We start from the raw sequence: 22,464 nt of genomic DNA, 5'->3' as shown, positions 1-22,464 counted from the left end.
CTCCCGTCGCTTGACGGTTGTCAGAGGGCAGGTGTTTACTTCGAACATATTTTCGAATGGTGATCAAGGAGGCTAGGTCATGACCGCGGCTTTTGCCTCCAGTCACCACGAAGAAACCCGTGCTGAGCAGCTCGAATCGCTGCGCCGGCGGATGGCGGGCATCTCCGCAAAGAGGGCCGGATCACCCGTCGGCGCGCCCGCCGACGAGCTGCTGGACTCGGAATCCCAGCTGGCGCTGCCGCAGTGGCTGGCGGACCTGTTGCCGGCGCCGCTGCCGCGGGGAACGGTGGCGGTGCTCTCGGGTGCCCGATCGCTGCTGTTGAGCATGGTCGCCGCGGTCACGGCGGCCGGTGGCAACGCCGCGATCATCGGCCAGCCGGATATCGGGCTGCTGGCCGCCGCGGAGATGGGGGCGGACCTGAGCCGGCTCGCGGTGATACCGGATCCCGGAACCGATCCGGTGGAGGTGGCCGCGGTGCTCGTCGACGGCATGGATCTGGTGGTCCTCGGGCTGGGCGGGCGCCGGGTGCCGCCGACCCGGGCGCGGGCGGTGGTGGCGCGGGCCCGCAACAAGGGGTGCACCCTGTTGGTCACCGGCGGCGAATGGCAGGGGGCGCCGACGCGGCTCGCGGCCCGGGTCTGTGGATATGAGATCACCCCCCACTGGGGAGCGCCCGCCCCCGGATTCGGGCGGATCAGCGGGGTGCGGCTGCAGGTCAGCGGGATGTGTGCGGGGCGACGGGTGATGCCGCAAGCACGAGCGGGGTGAATTCCGGTGGTAACCCCTTCTGGTTCAAGGGTTTTGGCGATCTGGTGCATGGATTGGCCCGCGGTCGCGGCGGCCGCGGATCTGTCCGCGACCGTCCCGGTCGCGGTCACGTTGGCCAACCGGGTGATCGCCTGCTCGTCGGCCGCCCGAGCGGTGGGGGTGCGGCGGGGGCTGCGGCGCCGGGAGGCGGCGGCCCGGTGCCCGCAACTGCATGTCACCACCGCAGACGCGGACCGTGACGCCCGCTTCTTCGAAGCGGTGATCGCGGCGGTGGACGATCTGGTGCCACGCGCCGAGGTGCTGCGGCCCGGGCTCCTGGTGTTGCCGGTGCGCGGGGCGGCCCGCTATTTCGGGTCCGAGGCCACCGCCGCCGAACGGCTGATCGACGCGGTGGCCGCAGCCGGCGCCGAGTGTCAGGTCGGGATCGCCGACCAGTTGTCCACCGCGGTCTTCGCGGCGCGGGCGGGCCGCGTCGTCGAGCCGGGAGACGACGCGAGGTTTTTGTCGGTGCTGTCCATCCGCCAACTCGCCACCGAGCCGAGCCTGTCCGGTCCGGGCCGGGAAGAGCTGACGGACCTGTTGTGGCGGATGGGGATTCGCACCATCGGGCAGTTCGCGGCGCTGTCGCGCAGCGACGTGGCCTCCCGGTTCGGCGCCGACGGGGTGAGCGCGCACCGGTTGGCCCGCGGCGAGCCCGAACGGCCGCCCTCCGGGCGGGAACCGCCGGCCGAGTTCGAGGCCGTGCTGGACTGCGATCCGCCGATCGACCGGGTCGATGCTGCGGCATTCGCCGGGCGCTCGCTGGCCGGCGCGCTGCACCAGAAGCTGATGGCCGCCGGCGTGGGATGCACCCGGCTGGCCATCCACGCCGTCACCGCCAACGGCGAAGAACGCCATCGGGTGTGGCGATGCGCCGAGCCGTTGACCGAGGACGCCACCGCCGACCGGGTGCGCTGGCAACTCGACGGCTGGTTGAGCAACCGCACCGCGCGCGATCCCCGGCCCACCGCCGCGGTGACACTGTTGCGGCTGGCCGCGGTGGAGGTGGTATCCGCCGAGGCGCTGCAATTGCCGCTCTGGGGCGGGCTGGGGGAGGAGGACAGGCTGCGGGCCCGCCGGGCGCTGGTGCGGGTGCAGGGCCTGCTCGGGCCGGAGGCGGTGCGAGTGCCGGTGCTGTCCGGTGGTCGCGGGCCGGCCGAGCGCATCACGCTGATCCCGCTGGGCGACGAGCCGGTGCCGCGGGCCGATCCCGATCTGCCGTGGCCCGGCCGGCTGCCCGAGCCGTCACCGGCGGTGTTGCTGGACGATCCGGTGGAACTGCTTGACGCCCAAGGGAATCCGATACGGGTGACCAACCGCGGGCTGTTCTCCGCCGACCCCGCCCGGATGATCACCCAGGGCCGAGACGAGCGGCTGTGCTGGTGGGCCGGGCCCTGGCCGGTCGACGAGCGGTGGTGGGACGATCGGCCCGCGGCCGGCAATGGGGGCGGACCAAGGGTCGGACCGAGAGGGGGTCGCACCGCCCGCGCCCAGATCTTGCTGGAGAGCGAGCGCGCGTTGCTGTTGTGCTATCGCCAGCGGCGCTGGTATCTCGAGGGGAGTTACGAGTAGGTGGGCCGCAGCGCCTCGGGGGTCAGGTCCTTGAGCGAGGGATATCCGTCGACGGCCATGATCAGATCCGCCTCGGCCAGCAGCGAGCGCAGCACGTGCACGATGCCGTCGACGCCCCCGAGCGCCAGCCCGTAGGCGTAGGGCCGGCCGATCCCGACGGCGGTCGCCCCCAGCGCGAGCGCCTTGATGATGTCGGCCCCGCTGCGCACACCGGAGTCGAACAGCACCGGCAGCCCGTCGGCCGCCTCGAGCACGTCGGGCAGGCAATCCAGGCAGGGCAGCCCGCCGTTGGCCTGTCGCCCGCCGTGGTTGGAGCAGTAAATGCCGTCCACGCCAATGTCTTTGGCGCGGCGAACGTCGTCGGGATGGCAGATGCCCTTGACCATCAGCGGCAGGTCGGTCTCCGACCGCAGCCACTCCAGGTCCTCCCACCGGAACGGGCCGCCGAAAATCGGCAGCTTGCGCACCGCCGCCTCGGTGGCGTCTTCGCCGCGGCTCAGCTTGGCGCGAAAAACCGGATCGCTGGTGTAGTTGGCCAGACACCCGCTGGGCACCTGGGGGTAGTTCCCGCCGCTGAGGTCGCGGGGCCGCCAGCCGGTGACCCAGGTGTCCAGGGTGACGGCGATGCTTTTGAAGCCGGCCGCCTCGGCGCGGTGCACCAGGCTGGCGGCCATCTTGCGATCCGGCGGCGTGTACAGCTGGAAAAACGCCGGCGTATCGCCCAGTTCGGCCGCGACGACCTCCATGGGGTCGGACGTGAGCGTGCCCACGAAGAACGGGACGCCGGTACGGACGGAGGCCCGGGCGCAGAGTATGTCCCCGTGGCCGTCCGGATCGCACACCCCGATGACGCCGATGGGTGCCATGAAGATCGGAGACGGGAACCTCATGCCGAACAGCTCGACGGACATGTCGCGCTCCTCGGGCGCGACCCCCATCCGCGGATACAGTCCCCACCGCTTGAAGGCCGCGCAGTTGGCGCGCTGGGTGTGCTCGTCACCGGCGCCGCCCGCGACGTACTGCAGCACCTTCGGTGTCATCGCCGCCGCGGCCTTTTTCTCCAGGTCCTCGAACCTGATCGGGTACTGCGGCTGATTTCCGTGCAGCGACTGGTCGTACAACTCGTTTTGGTAGTCGGCGAAGGCCATAGTCGGTCCAGTACCCCGCACCCGGTGCACCAAACGGTGTTCGAGGATGCGACCCCACGGGTTGGTCAGTGCGGCGAAAACACATTCCGCGATAAGCGGTTTCGATGCGCTCCGATACGTATCGGTCAGTACCGCCCGAAGACGGTCGCCACGTTGTGTCCGCCGAACCCGAACGAGTTGTTGATCGCGTACTCGTAGTTCCCCGGGCGGGGTTTGCCCGCCACCACGTCCAGGTCGATCTCGGGGTCGAGGTTTTCCAGGTTCAGCGTCGGCGGGACGACCTGGTCGCGCAGCGCGAGCACGGTCAGGATCGATTCCACGGCACCCACCGCGCCCACCGAGTGGCCCAGGGCCGCCTTCGGCGCGTAGACGGCGGCGTTGCCGCCGTGGGGGCCCAGCGCGTTGTTGATGGCCTTGCCCTCGGCGACGTCACCGACCGAGGTGCCGGTGGCGTGCGCGTTGACGTGGTGAATGTCGCTGGGGGACAGGCCGGCGAGCTGGATGGCGCGGCTCATCGCGTGCCCGGCGCGTTCGCCGTTGGGGTCCGGGGCGACCATGTGGTAGCCGTCGGAGGTGATGCTGGCGCCCATGATGCGGGCCAGGATGTTGGCGCCGCGGGCCTTGGCGTGCTCTTCGGTTTCGATGACCATCAGGGCGCCGGCCTCGCCGAACACAAAGCCGGTCCGGTCGCGGTCGAACGGGCGACAGGCGCCGACCGGGTCGTCGTTCTTGGTCGACATCACGATCCGCATCTGCGCGAACGCCGCGATCGCGACCGCTTCGATCCTGACCTCGACGCCACCGCAGATCGCGATGTCGGCCTCCCCGAACACGATGTTGCGCCACGCCTGGGCGATGCCCTCCGATCCCGACGCGCACGCCGACACCGGGGTGATCACCCCGGCCCTGGCGCGGCGCTCCAGGCCGACCGCCGCGGCGGCCCCGTTGGGCATGTACTTCTGCACCGCCAGCGGGGAGACCCCCTTTGCGCCTCGCGCGCGCAGGTCGTCGTAGCTGAACACGATCTGCTCCGCCGAGCCCAGGCCGGTGCCGATGGACACCATCAGCCGGTCGCTGTCGACCTCGGGCGAGCCGGCGTTCTCCCACACCCGACGACCCAGGACGGTCGACATCGTTTGCAGGTAGCCCATGCGGTGCAGCTCGGCGCGGGTGAGCCCGCCGTCGAAATCCTCCAGCAGATGACCGCCGATGCGCACCGGCAGGTCAAACTCCTCGACGAACGAATCCTCGAGCTTGCGGATACCACTTTGCCTGTCCAGCAGCAGCTTCCACGTGGCCTCGGCGTCAGTCGCCAGCGCCGTCGTCATCGCGATGCCCGTTACGACCACGTTCGGCAGCGTCTTCCCGGTAACCAGCTCCGCCATGACTCCCGAAACCTTTCACTTGATGAGAGCTGCTAACGATTGACGTCGAGCCCCACTCACCCCACCAAATCATGCCAAACACAAGCCACCATTATCCCAAACGTCACGAGGCGTGCCGCCGATTGGCGCCTACCGCCTGCGCTTGGGCCATCAGCGCGCGGCCGCCGGGCAACGCCCGCAGGGCGGTGCGGGCCAGCCGGTCGCGGCCGCGGACGCCGTCGGTCCTGGCCTGGCCGGTGCGCAGGTGGCGCCAGCCCAGGCCCGCCCACGACCCCGCGACGACGGCGTCGATCACCCCGCCGCGGGCCCGGCGCCGGTCGATCAGGGCGAGGCCGAGCGCGGTCGCCGAGTGCACCGTGTCGACCCAGACCCCGGCCGCCAGCACCTCCGGGCCGGGGTTGACCCCCGACAACGCCGCCTGGACCAGATGGCGAGCGCCCAGGATGCGGGTGACGACGATCGCCCGGCGATCGACCCGCACGCCGTGGATGCGGCTCAACACCTCGGCGGGGGCGGCCAGCAGCACACCGCCCCATCCCGCGCGGATCAGCTCGATGGCACGAATCTTCATGCGGTCTAGGCTAACCGGCGCGCGAAGGGACCCACCCGCTCGATGAACAGATCGAAGAAAGCGGCCGCATCCACGTCAATCCCGATGAGCGCGTTGGGTTCTCGATGGCCCGACCAGTCGGTCACCGTCATGGCCCGGGTCAGGGTCCCCGTCAACTCGATGTCCACGGTCGCCGGACGGGTCGTGACGAGCCCCGGATCCAGCGCGACGGCGGCGGCCAACGGATCGTGCATGTGCGCCTGATATCCGTGGCCGAGATCGTGATAGGCCTCCAGGTAGAACCGCGTGGCGTCCTCGATCACCCGGATCAGCGGATTGGACGCGGTCGACCGGGTTCCGCGTTCGTCGTGCTCGCTCAGCGGCGTCGTCGTCGACCCGGCGGCGGCAGCCAGCCGGGCCAGGTGCTCCGGTGTCATCGCGACCTTGCGGGTCAAGTCCAGTCCGCACAGGATCGGAAGGCGCTGCTGCTCAACGCCTTCATGGCCCCAGGCCGCCAGCACCTCGGCCGCGGCCTCGGGGTCCACGCTGATGTTCCATTCCGCCACCGCGGTGGTGTTGCCCCGGTGGTCGTAGGAGCCGCCCATGATCACCAGCCGGTGCAGCAGCGTCGGCAGCGCGGGCTCGGCGCGCACCGCCAGCGCCAGATTGGTCAGCGGGCCCGTCGCCACGCCGATGAGCTCGCCGGGGTGGGCGCGCGCCGCGCGCACCCAGGCGTCCGCCGAGTCGTAGTCGGTGAGCGAGCCCCCGCCGGGCGGCAGCTCGGCATAGCCTAATCCCCTGGGGCCGTGGACTTTTGACGGCAGTCGCATCGGTCCGGTCAGGGTCTGATCGGAGCCCCGGGAAACCGGTATGCCGGTGACGTCGCACAGCCGCAACAGGCCCAGATTGTTTTCGCAAACCTGCTCCACGCCGACGTTTCCGCCGGTCGACGCGATGCCGATCACCTCGGCGTCCGGGCTGGCGAGCAGGTACATCAGCGCCAGCGCGTCATCCACGCCGGTGTCGACGTCGACGAAAACGGGAGCGTTCATTGTTTACAACATAGCCATCTCGGCTATTAGGCTGAGCTGATGCCCACAACGTCGGAGCCCCCGGAGGGCACTGAGTTAACGCCGCACTTCGACGACGTGCAGGCCCACTACGACTTGTCGGACGACTTCTTCCGGCTATTCCTCGACCCGACCCAGACGTACAGCTGTGCCTACTTCGAGCGCGAGGATATGACGCTGGAAGAAGCGCAGATCGCCAAGATCGACCTCGCCCTGGGCAAACTCGGGCTGCAGCCGGGCATGACGTTGCTCGACGTCGGCTGCGGCTGGGGCGCCACCATGATGCGCGCCGTGGAGAAATACGACGTCAACGTCGTCGGCCTCACCCTGAGCCGCAACCAGGCCGAGCACGTCGAGCGGCTGATCGCGCAGTCCGGCAGCCCCCGTTCCGCCCGGATCCTGCTGCAGGGCTGGGAGGAGTTCGACGAGCCCGTCGACCGGATCGTCAGCATCGGCGCCTTCGAGCACTTCGGGCACGAGCGCTACGACGCGTTCTTCACCATGGCGCATCGCCTGCTGCCCGACGACGGGGTCATGCTGCTGCACACCATCACCGGTCTGCACCCGACGGAGATGGTGGAGCGCGGCATGCCCATCTCGTTCACGTTCGCCCGATTCATCAAATTCATTGTCACCGAGATCTTCCCGGGCGGGCGGTTACCGTCGATACCGATGGTGCAGGAGCGCGCCACCGCGAACGGCTTCACGGTGAGCCGCATCCAGTCGCTGCAGCCGCACTACGCGAAGACCCTCGACATCTGGGCCGCCGCGCTGCAAGCCCACAAGGAGCAGGCGATCGCGGTGCAGTCCGAGGAAGTCTACGAGCGGTACATGAAATACCTGACCGGCTGCGCCGACGCCTTCCGGGTCGGATACGTCGACGTCAACCAGTTCACGTTGGAGAAATGATCACCAGTGCACGCCGGGCACCAGGCGCACCAGCCGCTTGACCGTCCGGGGTGTGCGGATGCCGCCGGTGACGGCGCGGACGGGCCGGCTGGGTCTGCGGCGCGCGGTCGTCGGCCGCGCCTCTGCAACGGGTGCCACCCCCCGTGCCGCGGCCGAGTCGGGATAGCCGAGATAGAGCTGATGCAGGATTCGCCGAGAAGTCCTGGGGGCGAAGTAATTTCCGGCCTCGGCGAGCGTACCCAGCGGGGTGTCGATGCGCGCCGGCTTGTCCACCAGCCCGCGCACCACCATCGCCGCCGCGCGTTCGGGGCTGATCGCCGGGACCGGGTTGAGCCGGTGCGACGGCACGATCATCGGGGTGCGCACCAGCGGCATGTGGATGTTGGTGAACGTGATGTGGTCGGACAGCACCTCCGATCCGACCACGTCGGAGAACGCGTCCAGCGCCGCCTTGGTCGGTAGGTAAGAGCTGTACTTGGGGTTGCGCGCCTGCACGCCGGCGCTCGACACGTTGACGACGTGACCGAATCGCCGCTCGCGCCAATGGGGCAGCAGCGCCAGCACCATCCGCACCGCGCCGAAGTAGTTGACCGCCATCACCCGTTCGTAATCGTGCATCCGGTCGTAGGCGTTGACCACCGAGCGGCGGATCGAGCGGCCGGCATTGTTCACCAGGTAATCGACGTGGTCGAAGCGCCCCAGGATGTCTTTGACGGTGTGTTCCACCGACGCGGAATCGGTGACATCGCAGGTAAAGGCATGGGCGGCACCGCCATTGGCGCGGATCTCGGCGACCAGCGCATCCAGCGCCGCGCCGTTGCGGGCCAGCGCGAACACGGTGGCGCCCCGCTCGGCGATCGCGATCGCCGACGCCCGGCCGATCCCGCTGGAGGCGCCCGTGACGATGACGTGCCGGCCCCGCAACGGTTCTCGTGGATCGTCGCGGCGGGCGCGGTCCGGATCGAGATGCTCCGCCCAGTACCGCCACAGTTTGGGCGCATAGGAGGAAAACTCGGGCACCCGGATCCCGAGTTCCTGCAAGGCGTTTCGGGTCCGCTCGCTGACGAAGGTGGGGGGCAGGTCGACCAGGTCGAACACCTCGGCGGGGATGCCCAGTTGGGTGGCCGCCATGTTGCGCACCACCCGGGCGCGGCCGCGCACATTGAGGACGGGGGCGGCCACCGAGCGGGGCAGCGACCCGCGCAGCGGCGGCAGCCCGGCGGCCTTGGCCACACCGCGGTAGATGCCCCGCAGACCGATGGTCTTCTCGGCGGTCAGGTGGAAGGTCTGCCCGTCCCGGCCGTCGGCGTGCAGCAACGCGACCAGCGCGTCGACGACGTAGTCGACGGGGACGATGTTGGTGCGGCCCGTGTCGGGCAGCAGGATCGGGGTCAGCGACGGCAGCACCGCCAACTTGGCCAGCACGCCGAAGAAGTAGTACGGCCCGTCCACCTTGTCCATCTCGCCGGTGCGTGAATCGCCCACCACCACCGCCGGGCGGTAGATGCGATAGCGCAGCCCGGGCGTCGAGCGCACCAGCAGTTCGGCTTCGAACTTGGTCTGGTGATAGGGCGTCGGCAGTTGCTGCCCGACGTCGAAGTCGTCCTCGGTGTATTCGCCGCGGAAGTCGCCCGCCACGGCGATCGACGAGACGTGGTGCAACGTCGCGTCCAGGCGCTGCGCTAGGCCGATCACCGCGCGGGTGCCCTCGACGTTGGCGGCGCGCTGCTCGGGCTCGCCGGCGGTGATGTCGTAGATCGCCGCGCAGTGCACCACGTGGTCGATCTCGCCCAGCTCGGCGAGGACGTCGTCGCTCAGGTCCAGCTCCGGCAGCTCGGCGACCAGCGGTTTGACCCGCTCACCCCACTGCTCAGCCCACTGGGCCGCGAGCCGTTCGAAGCGGCCCAGCGACTGCCGTCGCACCAGCACCCACACCCGCGCGTCGAGGCGGGATTCCAAAAGACGAGACACGACGCGGCGGCCAATAAACCCGGTACCGCCGGTAACGACATACCGCATGAAGACATCGTGGCTTCGGCAGCCGCGGACGTCAACTGCCGATCTTCACACGAGGGTTGGTGCGCCTAGCTGTGGAAGTCGCGGATCCCGTCCCAGTCGACCAGCGTCCAGCCGGTCATCGGGTTACCGTTGATCACCACGCGGCCGGTGTTGGGCAACGGGTGGGTGGTCATCAGGCTTTCCTTGCCGTTGCGGGTGTTCATCAGCGTCCACACCATGATCGAGTTCGCGTGCGAGAACACCACCGGGTTGTGGTGGCCGCTGTTGTAGACCTTGTTGACGGCCGCGGTGAACTGGTCGTTGAACTCTTTTCCGCTGATCGAGCCCGGGATGCTGTACGACACGTCGCCCTTGATCCAGTTCACCGGCGCCACCAGGTAGGTCGACTTCGCCATCGACTCGGGTTTGCCGTTGTACCAGCCGGCGTCGATCTCCTGGATGCCGGGCAGAACCTCGACCTGCTTGCCGAGCTCGGCGGCCAGCGGCGCGGCGGTTTGCTGCGTCCGGGTCATGGTGGAGGCGTAGACGCTGTCGTAGTCCTTGCGGCCGAGTTGGTGCGCGAGCTGTTCTGCCTGCCCCTTGCCCTCCGCGGTGAGGCCGGGGCCCGGCACGTCGGTGTCGATGGTGCCGGCGGCGTTGGCCTCCGACTGGGCGTGCCGGACGAACGTCACCGTGATGGAGCGCGCCTGCGGCGAGCCGCCGCCGCAGCCGGCGACGATTACCGTTGCGGTGAGCGCGGCGACTGCTACTGAGGCCTTGCGGAACCAGCTGCGCTTGGGCATGGAAGATAGCCTGCCCTGCCGACGGCTTCGGTGGGAAGGGTTTGCGATGGTTACGTGCAGAAAATCCTCGAAAGGAGACCCCCATGGCGATTGACCCGAGTGCCGTCGGCGCGGTGACCGAACCCATGCTCTTCGAATGGACCGACCGGGACACGCTGCTCTACGCGCTCGGCGTCGGCGCCGGGATCGACGACCTGGCCTTCACCACCGAGAACAGCCACGACATCGACCAACAGGTGCTGCCCACCTACGCGGTGATCTGCTGCCCGGCCTTCGGCGCGGCCGGCCTGGTCGGAAAGTTCAACTGGGCCATGCTGTTACACGGATCGCAGAGCATCCGGCTGCACGCGCCGCTGCCGCCCGCGGGCAAGCTCTCGGTGGTGTCCGAGGTCGCCGACATCCAGGACAAGGGTGAGGGCAAGAACGCGATCCTCGTGCTGCGCGGCCGGGGCACCGACCCGGACTCGAAGCAGCTGATCGCCGAGACGCTCACCACGCTGGTCATCCGCGGCGAGGGCGGGTTCGGGGGAATGCCGGGCCAGCGGCCTGTCGCCCCGGAATTCCCGGACCGCGAGCCCGACGCGCGGATCGCGCTGCCCACCCGCGAGGACCAGGCGCTGATCTACCGGCTCTCCGGTGACCGCAACCCGCTGCACAGCGACCCGTGGTTCGCGCGCGAGCTGGCCGGGTTCCCCAAGCCGATCCTGCACGGGCTGTGCACCTACGGGGTGTCGGGTCGCGCGCTGGTGTCCGAGCTCGGTGGCGGCGTCGCGGCCAACATCACCTCGATCGCGGCGCGATTCACCTCGCCGGTGTTCCCCGGCGAGACACTGACCACGCTGATCTGGCGCACCGGGGAGGGCAAGGCCGTGTTCCGTACCGAGGCGTCGGGTGCCGAGGGTTCCGGCGTCCGCGTGGTGCTCGACGACGGCGCGGTGGAATACGCCTGACTAGGCGTCGAGTTGATCGGCCAGCCGGTCGGTGAATTCGGCGGCCCGCGCGGGGCTGTCCAGCGCGAACAGCGCGGCGGTGGCGCGGTCGCCGTCGTCGTTGTGCCGCACCAGGATCGGCACACCATCATCGTGGACCGCGTCGAACGCGTCCTCGTCGGTGATGTCGTCGCCGAGGTAGACCGGCGTCAGCGCGCCCGCCCCGGCCTGGTGCAGGTGGTCGATCACCCAGCGCAGCGTTTTTCCCTTGTCCCAGTCCAGGTCCGGGCGCAGCTCGATGACCTCGCGGCCGGTGGTCACCCGGAGCGCGTCGCGGCGACCCGCCGCGCGCACCGCCGCGAGCACCTCACCGACGCGGTCGCGTTCGGCGTTGCGGTAGTGCGCGGCGACGCCGAATCGCTTGTGCTCCACCACCACTCCGGGGATCGCGCCGAGCTGGTCGCGCAGCTGGGTCGCCGCCCGCTCCAGCACCGGGATGGCCGCGGTCGCCGCGTCGTTTTGGTGGTGTGTCCCGTCGGGTGCGGTCAGCTCGAAACCGTGGCTGCCGGCATACCAAATACCCGGTACGCCAACGCGATTCGTCACGTCGGCGAGATCGCGACCGGACAGCACCGCGACCGGGCAGCGGGCGGCCAGCTTCCCCAGCGCCTCGGTGGCCCCGGCGACGGGCCGGGCGGCGTCCGGGTCGTCGACGATGTCGGACAGCGTGCCGTCGAAGTCGAAGAACACGGCCGGGCGCCGGTCGGCCAGGCCGCCGGCGGTGTCGGTCAGGGCCTGCATCGCGTCGGGCAGCTGCGACATCCGGCGGTCCCCGGTGCGCACGACGACCTCGCCCGGGTCGCCGACCACGGCGTCGGCCCCGGCGTCACGCAGCGCGCCGGCGCGCCCGGCCGGGCCGACACCGATCACCAACGCGAATCCCGCGGCGCGGGCGGCCTCGACGCCGGCCGCGTCCCCGGCGACCACGACGGCGCGGCCCGGGCGCACCTTCAGGCCCGCGGCCGTCCGCACCGGCCCGTCGGCGGAAACGGCGGCGGCGCCCACCCCGATCTCGCGCAGCTGCGCGGCCAATGGCGAGCCGAGCGCGCTGTCGTCGGTTTCCAGGTCGAACAGCACGGCGTCGTGGCGGCGCGGGTCGATGACCGGCATGAGCCAACCCTCTCACGATAGCTCCTATCGAACATACTTTCGATAGACTGCCAGGGTGGGCTGGTTCAACGGGCCGCCGAGTTGGGCGGAAATGGAGCGGGTGCTCGACAGCAAGCCGCGCCGTGCCGGGGAGCCGGCGGGGCTTCCCGAGGACGCCCCGCTGTCGCGCAAGCGCGCGACGTATCGGCCGCCGGGTGACGGCCGGGCGCCCCACGCGTCCGTCGCTCATTCCGTGTCGTATGCCGAACTGCACGCGCATTCGGCGTTCAGCTTCTTAGACGGGGCGAGCACGCCCGAGGAGCTGGTCGAGGAGGCGGCGCGGCTGGGCCTGCGCGCCCTGGCGCTCACCGACCACGACGGCCTGTACGGGGCGGTGCGGTTCGCCGAGGCGGCCGCCGAGCTCGACATGCGTACCGTGTTCGGCGCCGAACTATCGCTGGGCTGCGAGGCCCGCACCGAGCGGCCCGATCCCGCCGGCCCGCACCTGCTGGTGCTGGCCCGCGGGCCCGAGGGTTACCGGCGGCTGTCGCGGCAACTGGCCGCGGCGCATCTGGCCGGCGGCGAGAAGGGCAAGCCCCGTTACGATTTCGACGCGCTGACCGAGGCCGCCGGCGGGCACTGGCACATCCTGACCGGATGCCGCAAAGGCCATGTGCGCCAAGCGCTTTCCGACGGCGGGCCCGCCGCGGCGGAGCAGGCGCTGGCCGACCTGGTGGACCGGTTCGGTGCCGGGCGGGTCAGCGTCGAGCTGACCCATCACGGTCAACCGCTCGACGACGAACGCAACGCGGCGCTGGCCGCCCTCGCGCCGCGCTTCGGCGTCGGCGTCGTCGCCACCACCGGCGCGCATTTCGCGGGGCCGTCGCGGCGCCGGCTGGCCATGGCGATGGGCGCCATCCGGGCCCGCGAGTCCCTGGATTCGGCCGCCGGGTGGCTGGCCCCGCTGGGCGGTTCGCACCTGCGTTCCGGTGCGGAGATGGCCCGGCTGTTCGCCGGGGGCCCCGAGGTGGTGACCGCGGCCGCCGAGCTGGGCGAGCAGTGCGCGTTCGGGCTGGCGCTCATCGCGCCGCAGCTGCCGCCGTTCGACGTGCCCGACGGGCACACCGAGGACAGCTGGCTGCGGCAGCTGACCATGGCCGGGGGGCGCGACCGCTACGGGCCGAGCGCACCGCGCGCCTACGCCCAGATCGAGCATGAGCTGAAAGTCATTGCTCAGCTGCGGTTTCCGGGCTACTTCCTGGTGGTGCACGACATCGCCCGGTTCTGCCGGGACAACAACATCCTGTGCCAGGGCAGGGGATCGGCGGCCAACTCCGCGGTCTGCTACGCCCTCGGCGTCACCGCCGTCGACCCGGTGGCCAACGAGCTGCTGTTCGAGCGCTTTCTGTCGCCGGCCCGCGACGGGCCACCCGACATCGACATGGACATCGAGTCCGACCAGCGCGAAAAGGTCATCCAGTACGTCTACGACAAATACGGCCGGGACTACGCCGCCCAGGTCGCCAACGTCATCACCTACCGGGGGAAGATCGCGGTGCGCGACATGGCCCGCGCGCTGGGCTTCTCGCAGGGCCAGCAGGACGCGTGGAGCAAGCAGATCGGCCACTGGAGCGGGCTGGCGGACTCGCCGGACGTCGAGGGCATCCCCGAGCCGGTGGTCGACCTGGCGAACCAGATCCGGAACCTGCCGCGGCACATGGGAATTCACTCCGGCGGCATGGTGATCTGTGACCGCCCCATCGCCGACGTGTGCCCGGTGGAGTGGGCGCGGATGGAGAACCGCAGCGTCCTGCAATGGGACAAAGACGACTGTGCGGCAATCGGTTTGGTGAAGTTCGACCTGCTCGGGCTGGGCATGCTCTCGGCGCTGCACTACGCGATCGACCTGGTGGCCGAGCACAAGGGGATCGAGGTGGACCTGGCCCGCCTCGACCTCTCCGAGCCGGCGGTGTACGAGATGCTGGCCCGCGCCGATTCCGTCGGCGTGTTCCAGGTGGAGTCGCGCGCGCAGATGGCCACCCTGCCGCGGCTGAAGCCGCGGGTGTTCTACGACCTGGTGGTCGAGGTCGCGCTGATCCGCCCCGGCCCCATCCAGGGCGGGTCGGTGCACCCCTACATCCGGCGGCGCAACGGCCTGGACCCGGTGGTCTACGACCACCCCTCCATGGAGCCGGCGCTGCGAAAGACGTTGGGGGTACCACTCTTTCAGGAGCAGCTGATGCAGCTCGCGGTCGACTGCGCCGGGTTTTCCGCCGCCGAGGCCGACCAGCTGCGCCGCGCCATGGGATCCAAGCGCTCCACCGAACGCATGCGACGGCTGCGCGGCCGGTTCTACGACGGCATGCGTGCGCTGCACGGCGCGCCCGACGAGGTGATCGACCGCACCTACGAAAAGCTGGAGGCCTTCGCCAATTTCGGTTTCCCGGAAAGCCACGCGCTGAGCTTCGCGTCGCTGGTGTTCTACTCGTCGTGGTTCAAGCTGCACCACCCGGCGGCGTTTTGCGCCGCGCTGCTGCGCGCCCAGCCGATGGGCTTCTACTCGCCGCAGTCGCTGGTGGCCGATGCCCGCCGGCACGGCGTGACGGTGCACGGCCCGGACGTCAACGCCAGCCTGGCGCACGCCACGTGCGAGAACGCCGGAACCGAGGTCCGGCTGGGTCTGGGTGCGGTCCGCCATATCGGAGACGACCTGGCCGAGCGGCTGGTCGAGGAACGAAAAGCCAACGGCCCGTTCACCTCTCTGCTGGATGTGACGTCGCGACTGCAATTGAGCGTGCCGCAGACCGAGGCGCTGGCCACCGCCGGGGCTTTTGCCTGCTTCGGCATGTCCCGGCGCGAGGGGCTGTGGGCGGCCGGGGCGGCGGCCACCCAGCGGCCGGGCCGCTTGCCCGGGGTGGGCTCGTCCTCGCACGTCCCGGCGTTGCCGGGGATGAGCGAGCTGGAACTGGCCGCCGCCGACGTGTGGGCCACCGGCATCTCCCCGGACAGTTACCCGACGCAGTTCCTGCGGGAAGACCTGGACGCGATGGGGGTGGTGCCCGCCGAGAAGCTGGGATCGGTGCCCGACGGCGACCGCGTGCTGATCGCCGGTGCGGTGACCCACCGGCAGCGCCCCGGGACGGCCCAGGGGGTGACGTTCCTCAACCTGGAGGACGAAACCGGGATGGTCAACGTGCTCTGCGCGCCGGGGGTGTGGGCGCGGCACCGCAAGCTGGCGAACTCGGCGCCGGCGCTGCTGGTGCGCGGGCAGGTCCAAAACGCCAGCGGCGCGATCACCGTCGTCGCCGAGCGGTTGGGCCGCATCACCCTGGCGGTCGGCTCGAAATCGCGCGACTTCCGGTGAGAACCCTCCGCGAAACTGCAACTAGCGACGGGTTCACTCGAGAAACGCGTCGTGGAATACAGTTTCGCGGCCGAAGGTAATCTCCACCCATGACCCTGAACTTGTCTGTCGACGAACTGCTCACCACCACCCGTTCGGTCCGCAAGCGCCTCGACTTCGACAAGCCGGTGGGCCGCGACGTGCTGATGGAATGCCTCGAACTGGCGCTGCAGGCGCCCACCGGCTCCAATTCGCAGGGCTGGCAGTGGGTGTTCGTCGAGGACGCCGAGAAGAAGAAGGCGATCGCCGACGTCTACCTGGCCAACGCCCGCGACTACCTCAGCGCTCCGGGGGCCGAGTACCCCGAGGGGGACACCCGTGGTGAGCGGATGCCCAAGGTCAAGGACTCCGCCACCTACCTCGCCGAGCACATGCACTCCGCGCCGGTGCTGTTGATCCCCTGCCTCGAGGGCCGCCCGGACAAGTCGCCGTTGGGTGGGGTGTCGTTCTGGGCGTCGCTGTTCCCGGCGGTCTGGAGCTTCTGCCTGGCGCTGCGCTCGCGGGGACTGGGGTCGTGCTGGACGACGCTGCACCTGCTGCGCGACGGCGAGCAACAGGTCGCCGAGGTCCTCGGCATTCCGCACGACCGCTACAGCCAGGGCGGCCTGTTCCCGATCGCCTACACCAAGGGCACCGACTTCCGCCCGGCCAAGCGGCTGCCCGCCGAGCAGCTCACGCACTGGGACAGCTGGTGACCCCTAGCTGCCGGCGTACTCGTGCTGCCGCCACGCCTCGTAGACGGCGATCGCCGCGGCGTTGGAAAGGTTCAGCGAGCGCCGGCCCGCCAGCATCGGGATGCGGACCTGCGCGGTGATGTGCTCGTCGGCCAGCGTCGCCGCGTCCAGGCCGGTGGGCTCGGGGCCGAACATCAGCACGTCGCCGGCGCGGTAGCGCACGTCGGCGAACGAGGTGGGCGCGTGCGAGGTGAACGCGAACACCCGCTCGGGTGACAACGCGTCCCAGGCCGCCGCCAGCGAGGCATGCACGGTGACCGAGGCCAGGTCGTGGTAGTCCAGCCCGGCCCGTCGCAGCTTGGGTTCGGACAGGTCGAAGCCCATCGGTTCGACCAGATGCAATTCGCAGCCCGTCGCCGCCGCCGTCCGGATGGCGTTGCCCGTGTTGGGGGCGATGCGCGGGGAGTAGAACATCAGCTTGAACACAACGCGATAATGGTCGCATGGTCGAGCAGAGCATTTGGATGCAGAAGGTCGCTGCCGATCCCGGGCATTCCCATTGGTATATCGAGCGATTCCGCGCCATGGCCCGCGCGGGTGACGACCTGGCCGGTGAGGCCCGCTTCGTGGACGCCATGGCGCCCCGCGGCGCCCGCATCCTCGACGCCGGCTGCGGGCCCGGCCGGTTGGGCGGCTACCTCGCCGACGCCGGCCACCGGGTGGTCGGCGTGGACGTCGACCCCGCGCTCATCGCCGCGGCCGAGCAGGACCATCCCGGACCCCGGTGGCTCGTCGGCGACCTCGCCGAGCTTGACCTGCCCGCACGCGGCATCGCCGAACCGTTCGACGTCATCGTCTCCGCCGGTAACGTCATGACGTTTTTGGCCCCCAGCACCCGGGTCCAGGTGCTGAGCCGGCTGCGCGCCCACGTCGCCGACGACGGCCGCGCGGCGATCGGCTTCGGCGCCGGCCGCGACTATGACTTCGAGGTGTTTCTGGGCGACGCGGTCGACGCGGGATTCGCGATCGATGTGCTGCTGTCCACCTGGGACCTGCGGCCGTTCACCGACGACTCCGACTTTCTGGTGGCAATCCTTCGGCCCGCCTAGAGTTTTCGCGGATCCGTGTTTGCCAGGGGTGACCGCGGGCGCGCGGCGCCACCTTGGAGGGACCTGTCTGCTCAGTAACGATTCTGGTGGGCTGGGCCGCGGGCTGTCATACTCGTCGGATTGCCACACTTACACGCGCGCGCCTATCTGGCACGGGGCGGGTGGAAATAAAGCAGGAAGTTTTATGAGCCTCTCGTTTTGTTCAGCGCTCAGGGTCAGCGCAGCGGCCGGTCGCGCGGCCGCGATGACGTGACCATGTTCAGCCGCCCGGCCGCTGCGGCCGAGGCGGACGCCTCCCCGCCCGCACCGGTTCGCGCCGCCGACGCGGCGGTCAAACGCCCGCCCGCCTGGTCGCTGGGCAACTGGCCGGTCGGCTGGAAGGTGCTGGCGATCGTGCTGGTGCCGCTGATCTTGGCGACGGTGTTCGGTGTGCTTCGCATCCACGCCGCGATGGACAGCGCGGCGGGCCTGAAACTGGCCGCCACCCGCGCCGACGTGGTTCCGACGATCACCAAATACATGTCGGCGCTGGACGTCGCGCTGCAGGCCGGTTCCACCGGGCGCGACGTCGAGGGCGCCAAGAAGAACTACGAGGCCCGCAAAGGCGAACTGCAGGGCAGGCTGGCCGACACCGACGTCACCGACGACGTCCGATCGGGCCTCAACACCCTGCTCGACGGCGGCCAGATGCTGGTGAACAAGGCGTCTGACAACGGCCTCGGCCTGCGGGAACGGGTGACCCTCTACGCGCCGATCCTGTTGACGGCCGAAGACGTCATCAATGCATCGGTGCGCGTCGACGACGAGCACATCCGCGCCCAGGCGCAGGGATTGAGCCGGGCGGTCGGCGCGCGCGGGCAGATGACGATGCAAAAGATCCTCATCACCCGCGGGGCGGACCTGCCCGAGCCGCAGCTGCGCACCTCGATGACCACCCTGGCGGGCACCGAACCGTCGACGCTGTTCGGCATGAGCGAAGTGCTCGGGGCCGGGTCGCCCGAGGCCAAGACGCTGCAACAGCAGATGGTGACCCGGATGGCGATGATGTCCGATCCCGCCAGCGTGCTCGTCGACAACCCCGATCTGTTGCGGTCCATCCAAGCCACCGACGACATCGCCGAACAGGTCATCAAGAACGTCACCGCCTCGGTGACCAAGGCGGTGCACGCCCAGGCCGCCGACCGGCGCCACGCGGCCATCGTCGACACCGTGTTGGTGCTGGCCGCGATCGTCGTCGCGCTGCTCGTGGTGCTGCTGGTGGCGCGCGCGCTGGTGCGGCCGCTGCGCATCCTGCGCGACGGCGCGCTCAAGGTCGCCCACACCGATCTCGAGGAGGAGATCGCCCACGTGAAAGCCGGTGGGGCCGAACCGATTCCGACGCCACTGCCGGTGTACACCACCGAGGAGATCGGCCAGGTCGCCCACGCCGTCGACGAACTGCACGCCCAGGCCCTGCTGCTGGCCGGCGACGAGGCGCGGCTGCGGCTGCTGGTCAACGACATGTTCGAGACCATGTCGCGGCGCAGCCGCTCGCTGGTCGACCAGCAGCTGGCGCTCATCGACCGGCTCGAGCGCAACGAGGAGAATCCCGAGCGCCTCGACAGCCTGTTCCGGCTGGACCACCTGGCGGCGCGGCTGCGCCGCAACAGCGCCAACCTGCTGGTGCTGGCCGGCGCGCAGCTCGCGCGCGACCAGCGCGACCCGGTGCCGCTGGCGACGGTGGTCAGTGCCGCGGTGTCCGAGGTCGAGGACTATCGCCGCGTCGAGATCGCCGGGCTGCCCGAGTGCGCGCTGGCCGGCGCGGCCGCGGGCGGCGCCATCCATCTGTTCGCCGAGCTGATCGACAACGCGCTGCGCTACTCGCCGCCGACGACGTCCGTGCGGGTCTCGGCGTCCCGCGGTGGCGACGGGGGAGTCGTGGTGCGGATCGCGGACTCCGGCCTGGGGATGAACGACGCCGATCGGCGCATCGCCAACATGCGGCTGCAGGCCGGCGGCGACGTCAGCCCAGACAACGCGCGCCACATGGGGCTTTTCGTGGTCGGCCGGATCGCGGACCGGCACGGCATCCGGGTGGGGCTACGCGGCCCCGCGGCCAACGAGGCGGGCTCGGGCACCACCGCCGAGGTCTACCTGCCGCGCACGGTGCTCACCGGCCTGGCCCCCGCGGAAACGGCTGCGCCCCGGCACATTCGGGCGGTGTCGTCTCCGAGCGCCAAACTCGCCAGCGCGATCGCCGCGCCCCCGGCCGCCGAGGACGCCGGGCGGCGCGACGGTACCCGCGAGCCGGCGGCCCGCAACGCCGGGCCCGCGCCCGGGCCCTCGGTCACCCTGCTGCCGCGGCGCAACCCGGGTTCCAGCGGCATCACCGAGGTCCCGGCCCCACCCGCCGAACAACCGCCCCCGCAGCGGCGGCGCGAACTCGCGACCCCCTGGTGGGAAAACGCGCCCAAGTCTGCGCCGGCCGCCCGGCCCGCGGAGCCGAGGGCCACGCCGCAGCCCGCGCCCACCCCCACACCGGAGCCCACACCGGCGCCGGCCCCACCGGTGCGGGCGGCATCGGACACCTCGGCCTTCTTCGCCGCCCGGCCCCGCGAACCCCGCGAGGACAAGCCCGCCAGCCCGCCGACCGACGATGACGTCATCTACCGGCGGATGCTCTCGGAGATGCTGGGCGACCCCCATGACCTGGTGAACAGCCCCGACCTGGATTGGCAGTCGGTCTGGGACCGCGGTTGGACGCTGGCGGCGGCCGCCGAGGACAAGCCCGTCGAGTCGCACACCACCGACCACGGACTGCCGGTCCGCACCCCCGGCGCCCGGCTGGTGCCCGGCGGTGCCAACGGAACCGGGCTGACCGAACGGGACGAGCCCGAGCACGGACTCAACGGCAGATCGCCGTCGCACCGGGAGCCGCAGCACGCGGCCGTCACCCGGGACCCCGAGGCGGTGCGCGCCTCGTTCAGTAACCATTTCGGCGGCGTGCGCACCGGACGCTCGCACGCCCGCGACACGGAACAAGGACCCGACCAACAATGACCTCACCCGACACCTCACTGGACTGGCTGGTGACCAGGTTCGCCCGCGAGGTCCCCGGCGTCGCGCACGCGCTGCTGGTGTCCGTCGACGGGCTGCCCATCGCCGCCAGCGAGCACCTGCCCAGGGAACGCGCGGACCAGCTGGCCGCCGTCGCCTCCGGGCTGGCCAGCCTGGCGACGGGCGCCGCGCAGCTCTTCGAGGGCGGGCAGGTGCTGCAATCGGTGGTCGAGATGCAGAACGGCTACCTGTTGTTGATGCGCGTCGGGGACGGCTCGCACCTGGCGACGCTCGCGGCGACGTCGTGCGACATCGGTCAGATCGGCTACGAGATGGCCGTGCTCGTCGAACGGGTCGGGGGCGTGGTGCAGTCGACCCGCCGGTCCGCCGCCCACTCGTGAGCTGCGATGGACACCCCCGAGACCTGGCCCGCACACCGTAAGGGGAACCTGGTCCGCCCGTACACCCTGACGTCCGGGCGGACCGACACGAACGTCGAGTTGCCCCTGGAAGCGCCGCTTCAGACGCTGCAGGCAGGCCCGACCCACCGGTGGCCGCCCAACGATGCGCGGGGCAGAATCATCCAGCTGTGCGGCCAGGGCCCGCCGAGCCCGTCGGTCGCCGAAATCTCGGCCCGGCTGGACCTACCGCTCGGCGTCGCGCGCGTCCTGGTCGGGGATCTGGTGCTGTCCGGCTACCTTCGGGTGCACAGGACGTTGTCCGAGCGTTCGACCCGTGATGAGCGCCACGAACTCATAGGAAGGACTCTGCGTGGCTTACGCGCACTCTGAGGTGCAGCCCGATTCCGGCGCTCACGCGTCGACGAAGATCGTGATCGCCGGCGGGTTCGGGGCCGGCAAGACGACGTTCGTCGGGGCGGTTTCCGAGATCATGCCGCTGCGCACCGAGGCGATGCTCACCGACGCCTCGACCGGCGTCGACGCGCTCGAGGCCACCCCGGACAAGCGGACCACCACGGTCGCGATGGACTTCGGCCGGATCACCCTGGCCGAAGACCTGGTGCTCTACCTTTTCGGCACGCCGGGGCAGCGCCGCTTCTGGTTCATGTGGGACGACCTGGTCCGCGGCGCGATCGGCGCGGTGGTGCTGGTCGACTGCCGGCGCCTGCAGGACAGCTTCGCCGCCGTCGACTTCTTCGAGCACCGCAACCTGCCGTTTTTGGTCGCGGTCAACGAGTTCGACGGGGCGCCGCGCTACCCGGTCGACGAGGTGCGCGAAGCGCTGACCCTGCCCCCGCACATTCCGGTGATCACGGTCGACGCCCGCGATCGCCGGTCGGCGACCGACGCCCTGATCGCGGTCAGCGAATACGCCCTGGCCAGCCTGACGCCCAATTGACCACCGAGTGGGTCGACCGCGAGTTTGACGGCCACGACTTCACCGACGAAGACCTGAGCCGCCTGCGGACCGAGCGGGCCGTGTTCACCGAATGCAATTTCAGCGGCGCCAACCTGGCCGAGTCCCAACACCGCGGCTCGGCCTTCCGCAACTGCACGTTCCACCGGACGGCGTTGTGGCACAGCACTTTTGCCCAATGCTCGATGCTGGGGTCGGTGTTGGTGCAGTGCCGGCTGCGGCCGATTACGTTCGACGAGGTGGACTTCACGCTCGCCGTGCTCGCCGGCATCGACCTTCGCAGCGTCGACTTCAGCGGCTGCCGGCTGCGGGAGACCAGCCTGGTGGAGGCCGACCTGCGCAAGGCCGTGCTGCGCGGCGCGGACCTGCGCGGCGCGCGGACCGCCGGCGCCCGGCTGGACGGCGCCGACCTGCGTGGCGCAGGCATCGACCCGGGGTTGTGGACGACGGCGTCGCTGGCCGGCGCGCGCGTCGACGTCGATCAGGCGATGGCCTTCGCGCTGGCGCATGGGCTGCGGCTGGACGGCTGATCTCTCAGCGGGTG

At 70.4% G+C, this 22,464-nt stretch carries 20 protein-coding genes; 12 read left to right on the top strand and 8 right to left on the bottom strand.

Annotated elements, in window-relative coordinates:
• Nucleotides 1–79 precede the first annotated feature (79 nt).
• Together AC0KTM_RS20195 and AC0KTM_RS20190 are read left to right on the top strand one after the other, a co-directional pair.
• Nucleotides 80–769, top strand: a complete 690-nt coding sequence (locus AC0KTM_RS20195; protein WP_472416500.1) for a hypothetical protein — start codon at nucleotides 80–82, stop codon at nucleotides 767–769.
• A 48-nt stretch (nucleotides 770–817) separates the two neighbouring features.
• On the top strand, nucleotides 818–2,380 hold the full coding sequence (locus tag AC0KTM_RS20190; RefSeq protein ID WP_472416498.1) for a DNA polymerase Y family protein: 1,563 nt from the start codon (nucleotides 818–820) through the stop codon (nucleotides 2,378–2,380).
• On the opposite strand, the gene AC0KTM_RS20185 is transcribed toward AC0KTM_RS20190, so the two are convergent.
• From AC0KTM_RS20185 to AC0KTM_RS20170, 4 genes are all read right to left on the bottom strand, one after another.
• Nucleotides 2,371–3,528, bottom strand: coding sequence for an alpha-hydroxy-acid oxidizing protein (locus AC0KTM_RS20185; protein ID WP_225330129.1), 1,158 nt, complete (start codon nucleotides 3,526–3,528; stop codon nucleotides 2,371–2,373). The genes AC0KTM_RS20190 and AC0KTM_RS20185 overlap by 10 nt on opposite strands.
• Before the next feature lie 125 nt (nucleotides 3,529–3,653).
• On the bottom strand, nucleotides 3,654–4,913 hold the full coding sequence (gene kasB, locus AC0KTM_RS20180; RefSeq protein ID WP_238956772.1) for a 3-oxoacyl-ACP synthase KasB: 1,260 nt from the start codon (nucleotides 4,911–4,913) through the stop codon (nucleotides 3,654–3,656).
• A 103-nt stretch (nucleotides 4,914–5,016) separates the two neighbouring features.
• Nucleotides 5,017–5,484, bottom strand: a complete 468-nt coding sequence (locus AC0KTM_RS20175) for a hypothetical protein (RefSeq protein ID WP_225330127.1) — start codon at nucleotides 5,482–5,484, stop codon at nucleotides 5,017–5,019.
• Between the two features lie 5 nt (nucleotides 5,485–5,489).
• Nucleotides 5,490–6,515 (bottom strand): nucleoside hydrolase, encoded by a 1,026-nt coding sequence (locus AC0KTM_RS20170; protein WP_238956771.1) that lies wholly within the window; start codon nucleotides 6,513–6,515, stop codon nucleotides 5,490–5,492.
• 39 nt (nucleotides 6,516–6,554) lie between these two features.
• Between AC0KTM_RS20170 and cmaA1 the strand changes: the two genes are divergently transcribed.
• A complete protein-coding gene (gene cmaA1, locus AC0KTM_RS20165; protein WP_225330125.1) occupies nucleotides 6,555–7,442 on the top strand; it encodes a cyclopropane mycolic acid synthase CmaA1 in 888 nt (295 codons plus the stop codon).
• Here cmaA1 and AC0KTM_RS20160 read toward each other — a convergent pair whose 3' ends face one another.
• Complete coding sequence (locus AC0KTM_RS20160; protein WP_225330124.1) at nucleotides 7,443–9,461, bottom strand: SDR family oxidoreductase; 2,019 nt, start codon at nucleotides 9,459–9,461, stop codon at nucleotides 7,443–7,445.
• A 65-nt stretch (nucleotides 9,462–9,526) separates the two neighbouring features.
• Nucleotides 9,527–10,243, bottom strand: coding sequence for a histidine phosphatase family protein (locus AC0KTM_RS20155; RefSeq protein ID WP_472416496.1), 717 nt, complete (start codon nucleotides 10,241–10,243; stop codon nucleotides 9,527–9,529).
• Between the two features lie 83 nt (nucleotides 10,244–10,326).
• Here AC0KTM_RS20155 and AC0KTM_RS20150 point away from each other — a divergent pair, with 83 nt between their 5' ends.
• The gene (locus AC0KTM_RS20150) at nucleotides 10,327–11,193 is read left to right on the top strand and encodes a MaoC family dehydratase (RefSeq protein WP_472416494.1); all 867 of its coding nucleotides are present in this window, start codon (nucleotides 10,327–10,329) and stop codon (nucleotides 11,191–11,193) included.
• On the opposite strand, the gene otsB is transcribed toward AC0KTM_RS20150, so the two are convergent.
• Complete coding sequence (gene otsB / locus AC0KTM_RS20145) at nucleotides 11,194–12,342, bottom strand: trehalose-phosphatase (RefSeq protein WP_472416492.1); 1,149 nt, start codon at nucleotides 12,340–12,342, stop codon at nucleotides 11,194–11,196.
• Between the two features lie 55 nt (nucleotides 12,343–12,397).
• Here otsB and AC0KTM_RS20140 point away from each other — a divergent pair, with 55 nt between their 5' ends.
• Together AC0KTM_RS20140 and AC0KTM_RS20135 are read left to right on the top strand one after the other, a co-directional pair.
• A complete protein-coding gene (locus tag AC0KTM_RS20140) occupies nucleotides 12,398–15,685 on the top strand; it encodes an error-prone DNA polymerase (protein WP_472416490.1) in 3,288 nt (1,095 codons plus the stop codon).
• Nucleotides 15,686–15,774: 89 nt separating this feature from the next.
• Nucleotides 15,775–16,419 (top strand): nitroreductase family protein, encoded by a 645-nt coding sequence (locus AC0KTM_RS20135; RefSeq protein WP_225330120.1) that lies wholly within the window; start codon nucleotides 15,775–15,777, stop codon nucleotides 16,417–16,419.
• Between the two features lie 3 nt (nucleotides 16,420–16,422).
• Here the strand turns inward: AC0KTM_RS20135 and AC0KTM_RS20130 are convergent, their stop codons facing one another.
• On the bottom strand, nucleotides 16,423–16,884 hold the full coding sequence (locus AC0KTM_RS20130; RefSeq protein WP_238956768.1) for a tRNA (cytidine(34)-2'-O)-methyltransferase: 462 nt from the start codon (nucleotides 16,882–16,884) through the stop codon (nucleotides 16,423–16,425).
• A gap of 17 nt (nucleotides 16,885–16,901) precedes the next feature.
• Between AC0KTM_RS20130 and AC0KTM_RS20125 the strand changes: the two genes are divergently transcribed.
• From AC0KTM_RS20125 to AC0KTM_RS20100, 6 genes are all read left to right on the top strand, one after another.
• On the top strand, nucleotides 16,902–17,507 hold the full coding sequence (locus AC0KTM_RS20125; protein WP_225330118.1) for a class I SAM-dependent methyltransferase: 606 nt from the start codon (nucleotides 16,902–16,904) through the stop codon (nucleotides 17,505–17,507).
• A 249-nt stretch (nucleotides 17,508–17,756) separates the two neighbouring features.
• The gene (locus tag AC0KTM_RS20120; RefSeq protein WP_472417522.1) at nucleotides 17,757–20,546 is read left to right on the top strand and encodes an ATP-binding protein; all 2,790 of its coding nucleotides are present in this window, start codon (nucleotides 17,757–17,759) and stop codon (nucleotides 20,544–20,546) included.
• Nucleotides 20,543–20,944 (top strand): serine protease inhibitor, encoded by a 402-nt coding sequence (locus AC0KTM_RS20115; protein ID WP_225330588.1) that lies wholly within the window; start codon nucleotides 20,543–20,545, stop codon nucleotides 20,942–20,944. Before AC0KTM_RS20120 ends, AC0KTM_RS20115 begins: the two co-directional genes overlap by 4 nt.
• A 6-nt stretch (nucleotides 20,945–20,950) precedes the next feature.
• Nucleotides 20,951–21,334, top strand: a complete 384-nt coding sequence (locus AC0KTM_RS20110; RefSeq protein ID WP_238956767.1) for a DUF742 domain-containing protein — start codon at nucleotides 20,951–20,953, stop codon at nucleotides 21,332–21,334.
• Nucleotides 21,315–21,902 carry a GTP-binding protein gene (locus tag AC0KTM_RS20105; protein ID WP_374109702.1) on the top strand — a complete coding sequence of 196 codons (588 nt, stop codon included), beginning with the start codon at nucleotides 21,315–21,317 and terminating at the stop codon, nucleotides 21,900–21,902. The genes AC0KTM_RS20110 and AC0KTM_RS20105 overlap by 20 nt, the downstream gene beginning before the upstream one ends.
• Complete coding sequence (locus tag AC0KTM_RS20100) at nucleotides 21,899–22,450, top strand: pentapeptide repeat-containing protein (protein WP_472416488.1); 552 nt, start codon at nucleotides 21,899–21,901, stop codon at nucleotides 22,448–22,450. Before AC0KTM_RS20105 ends, AC0KTM_RS20100 begins: the two co-directional genes overlap by 4 nt.
• Nucleotides 22,451–22,464 lie beyond the last annotated feature (14 nt).

The organism is Mycobacterium sp. NTMscope_Eco_3 (assembly GCF_976985685.1).
The sequence above is the reverse complement of the archived record's forward strand: the minus strand, read 5'-3'. Positions and strand labels throughout refer to the sequence as shown.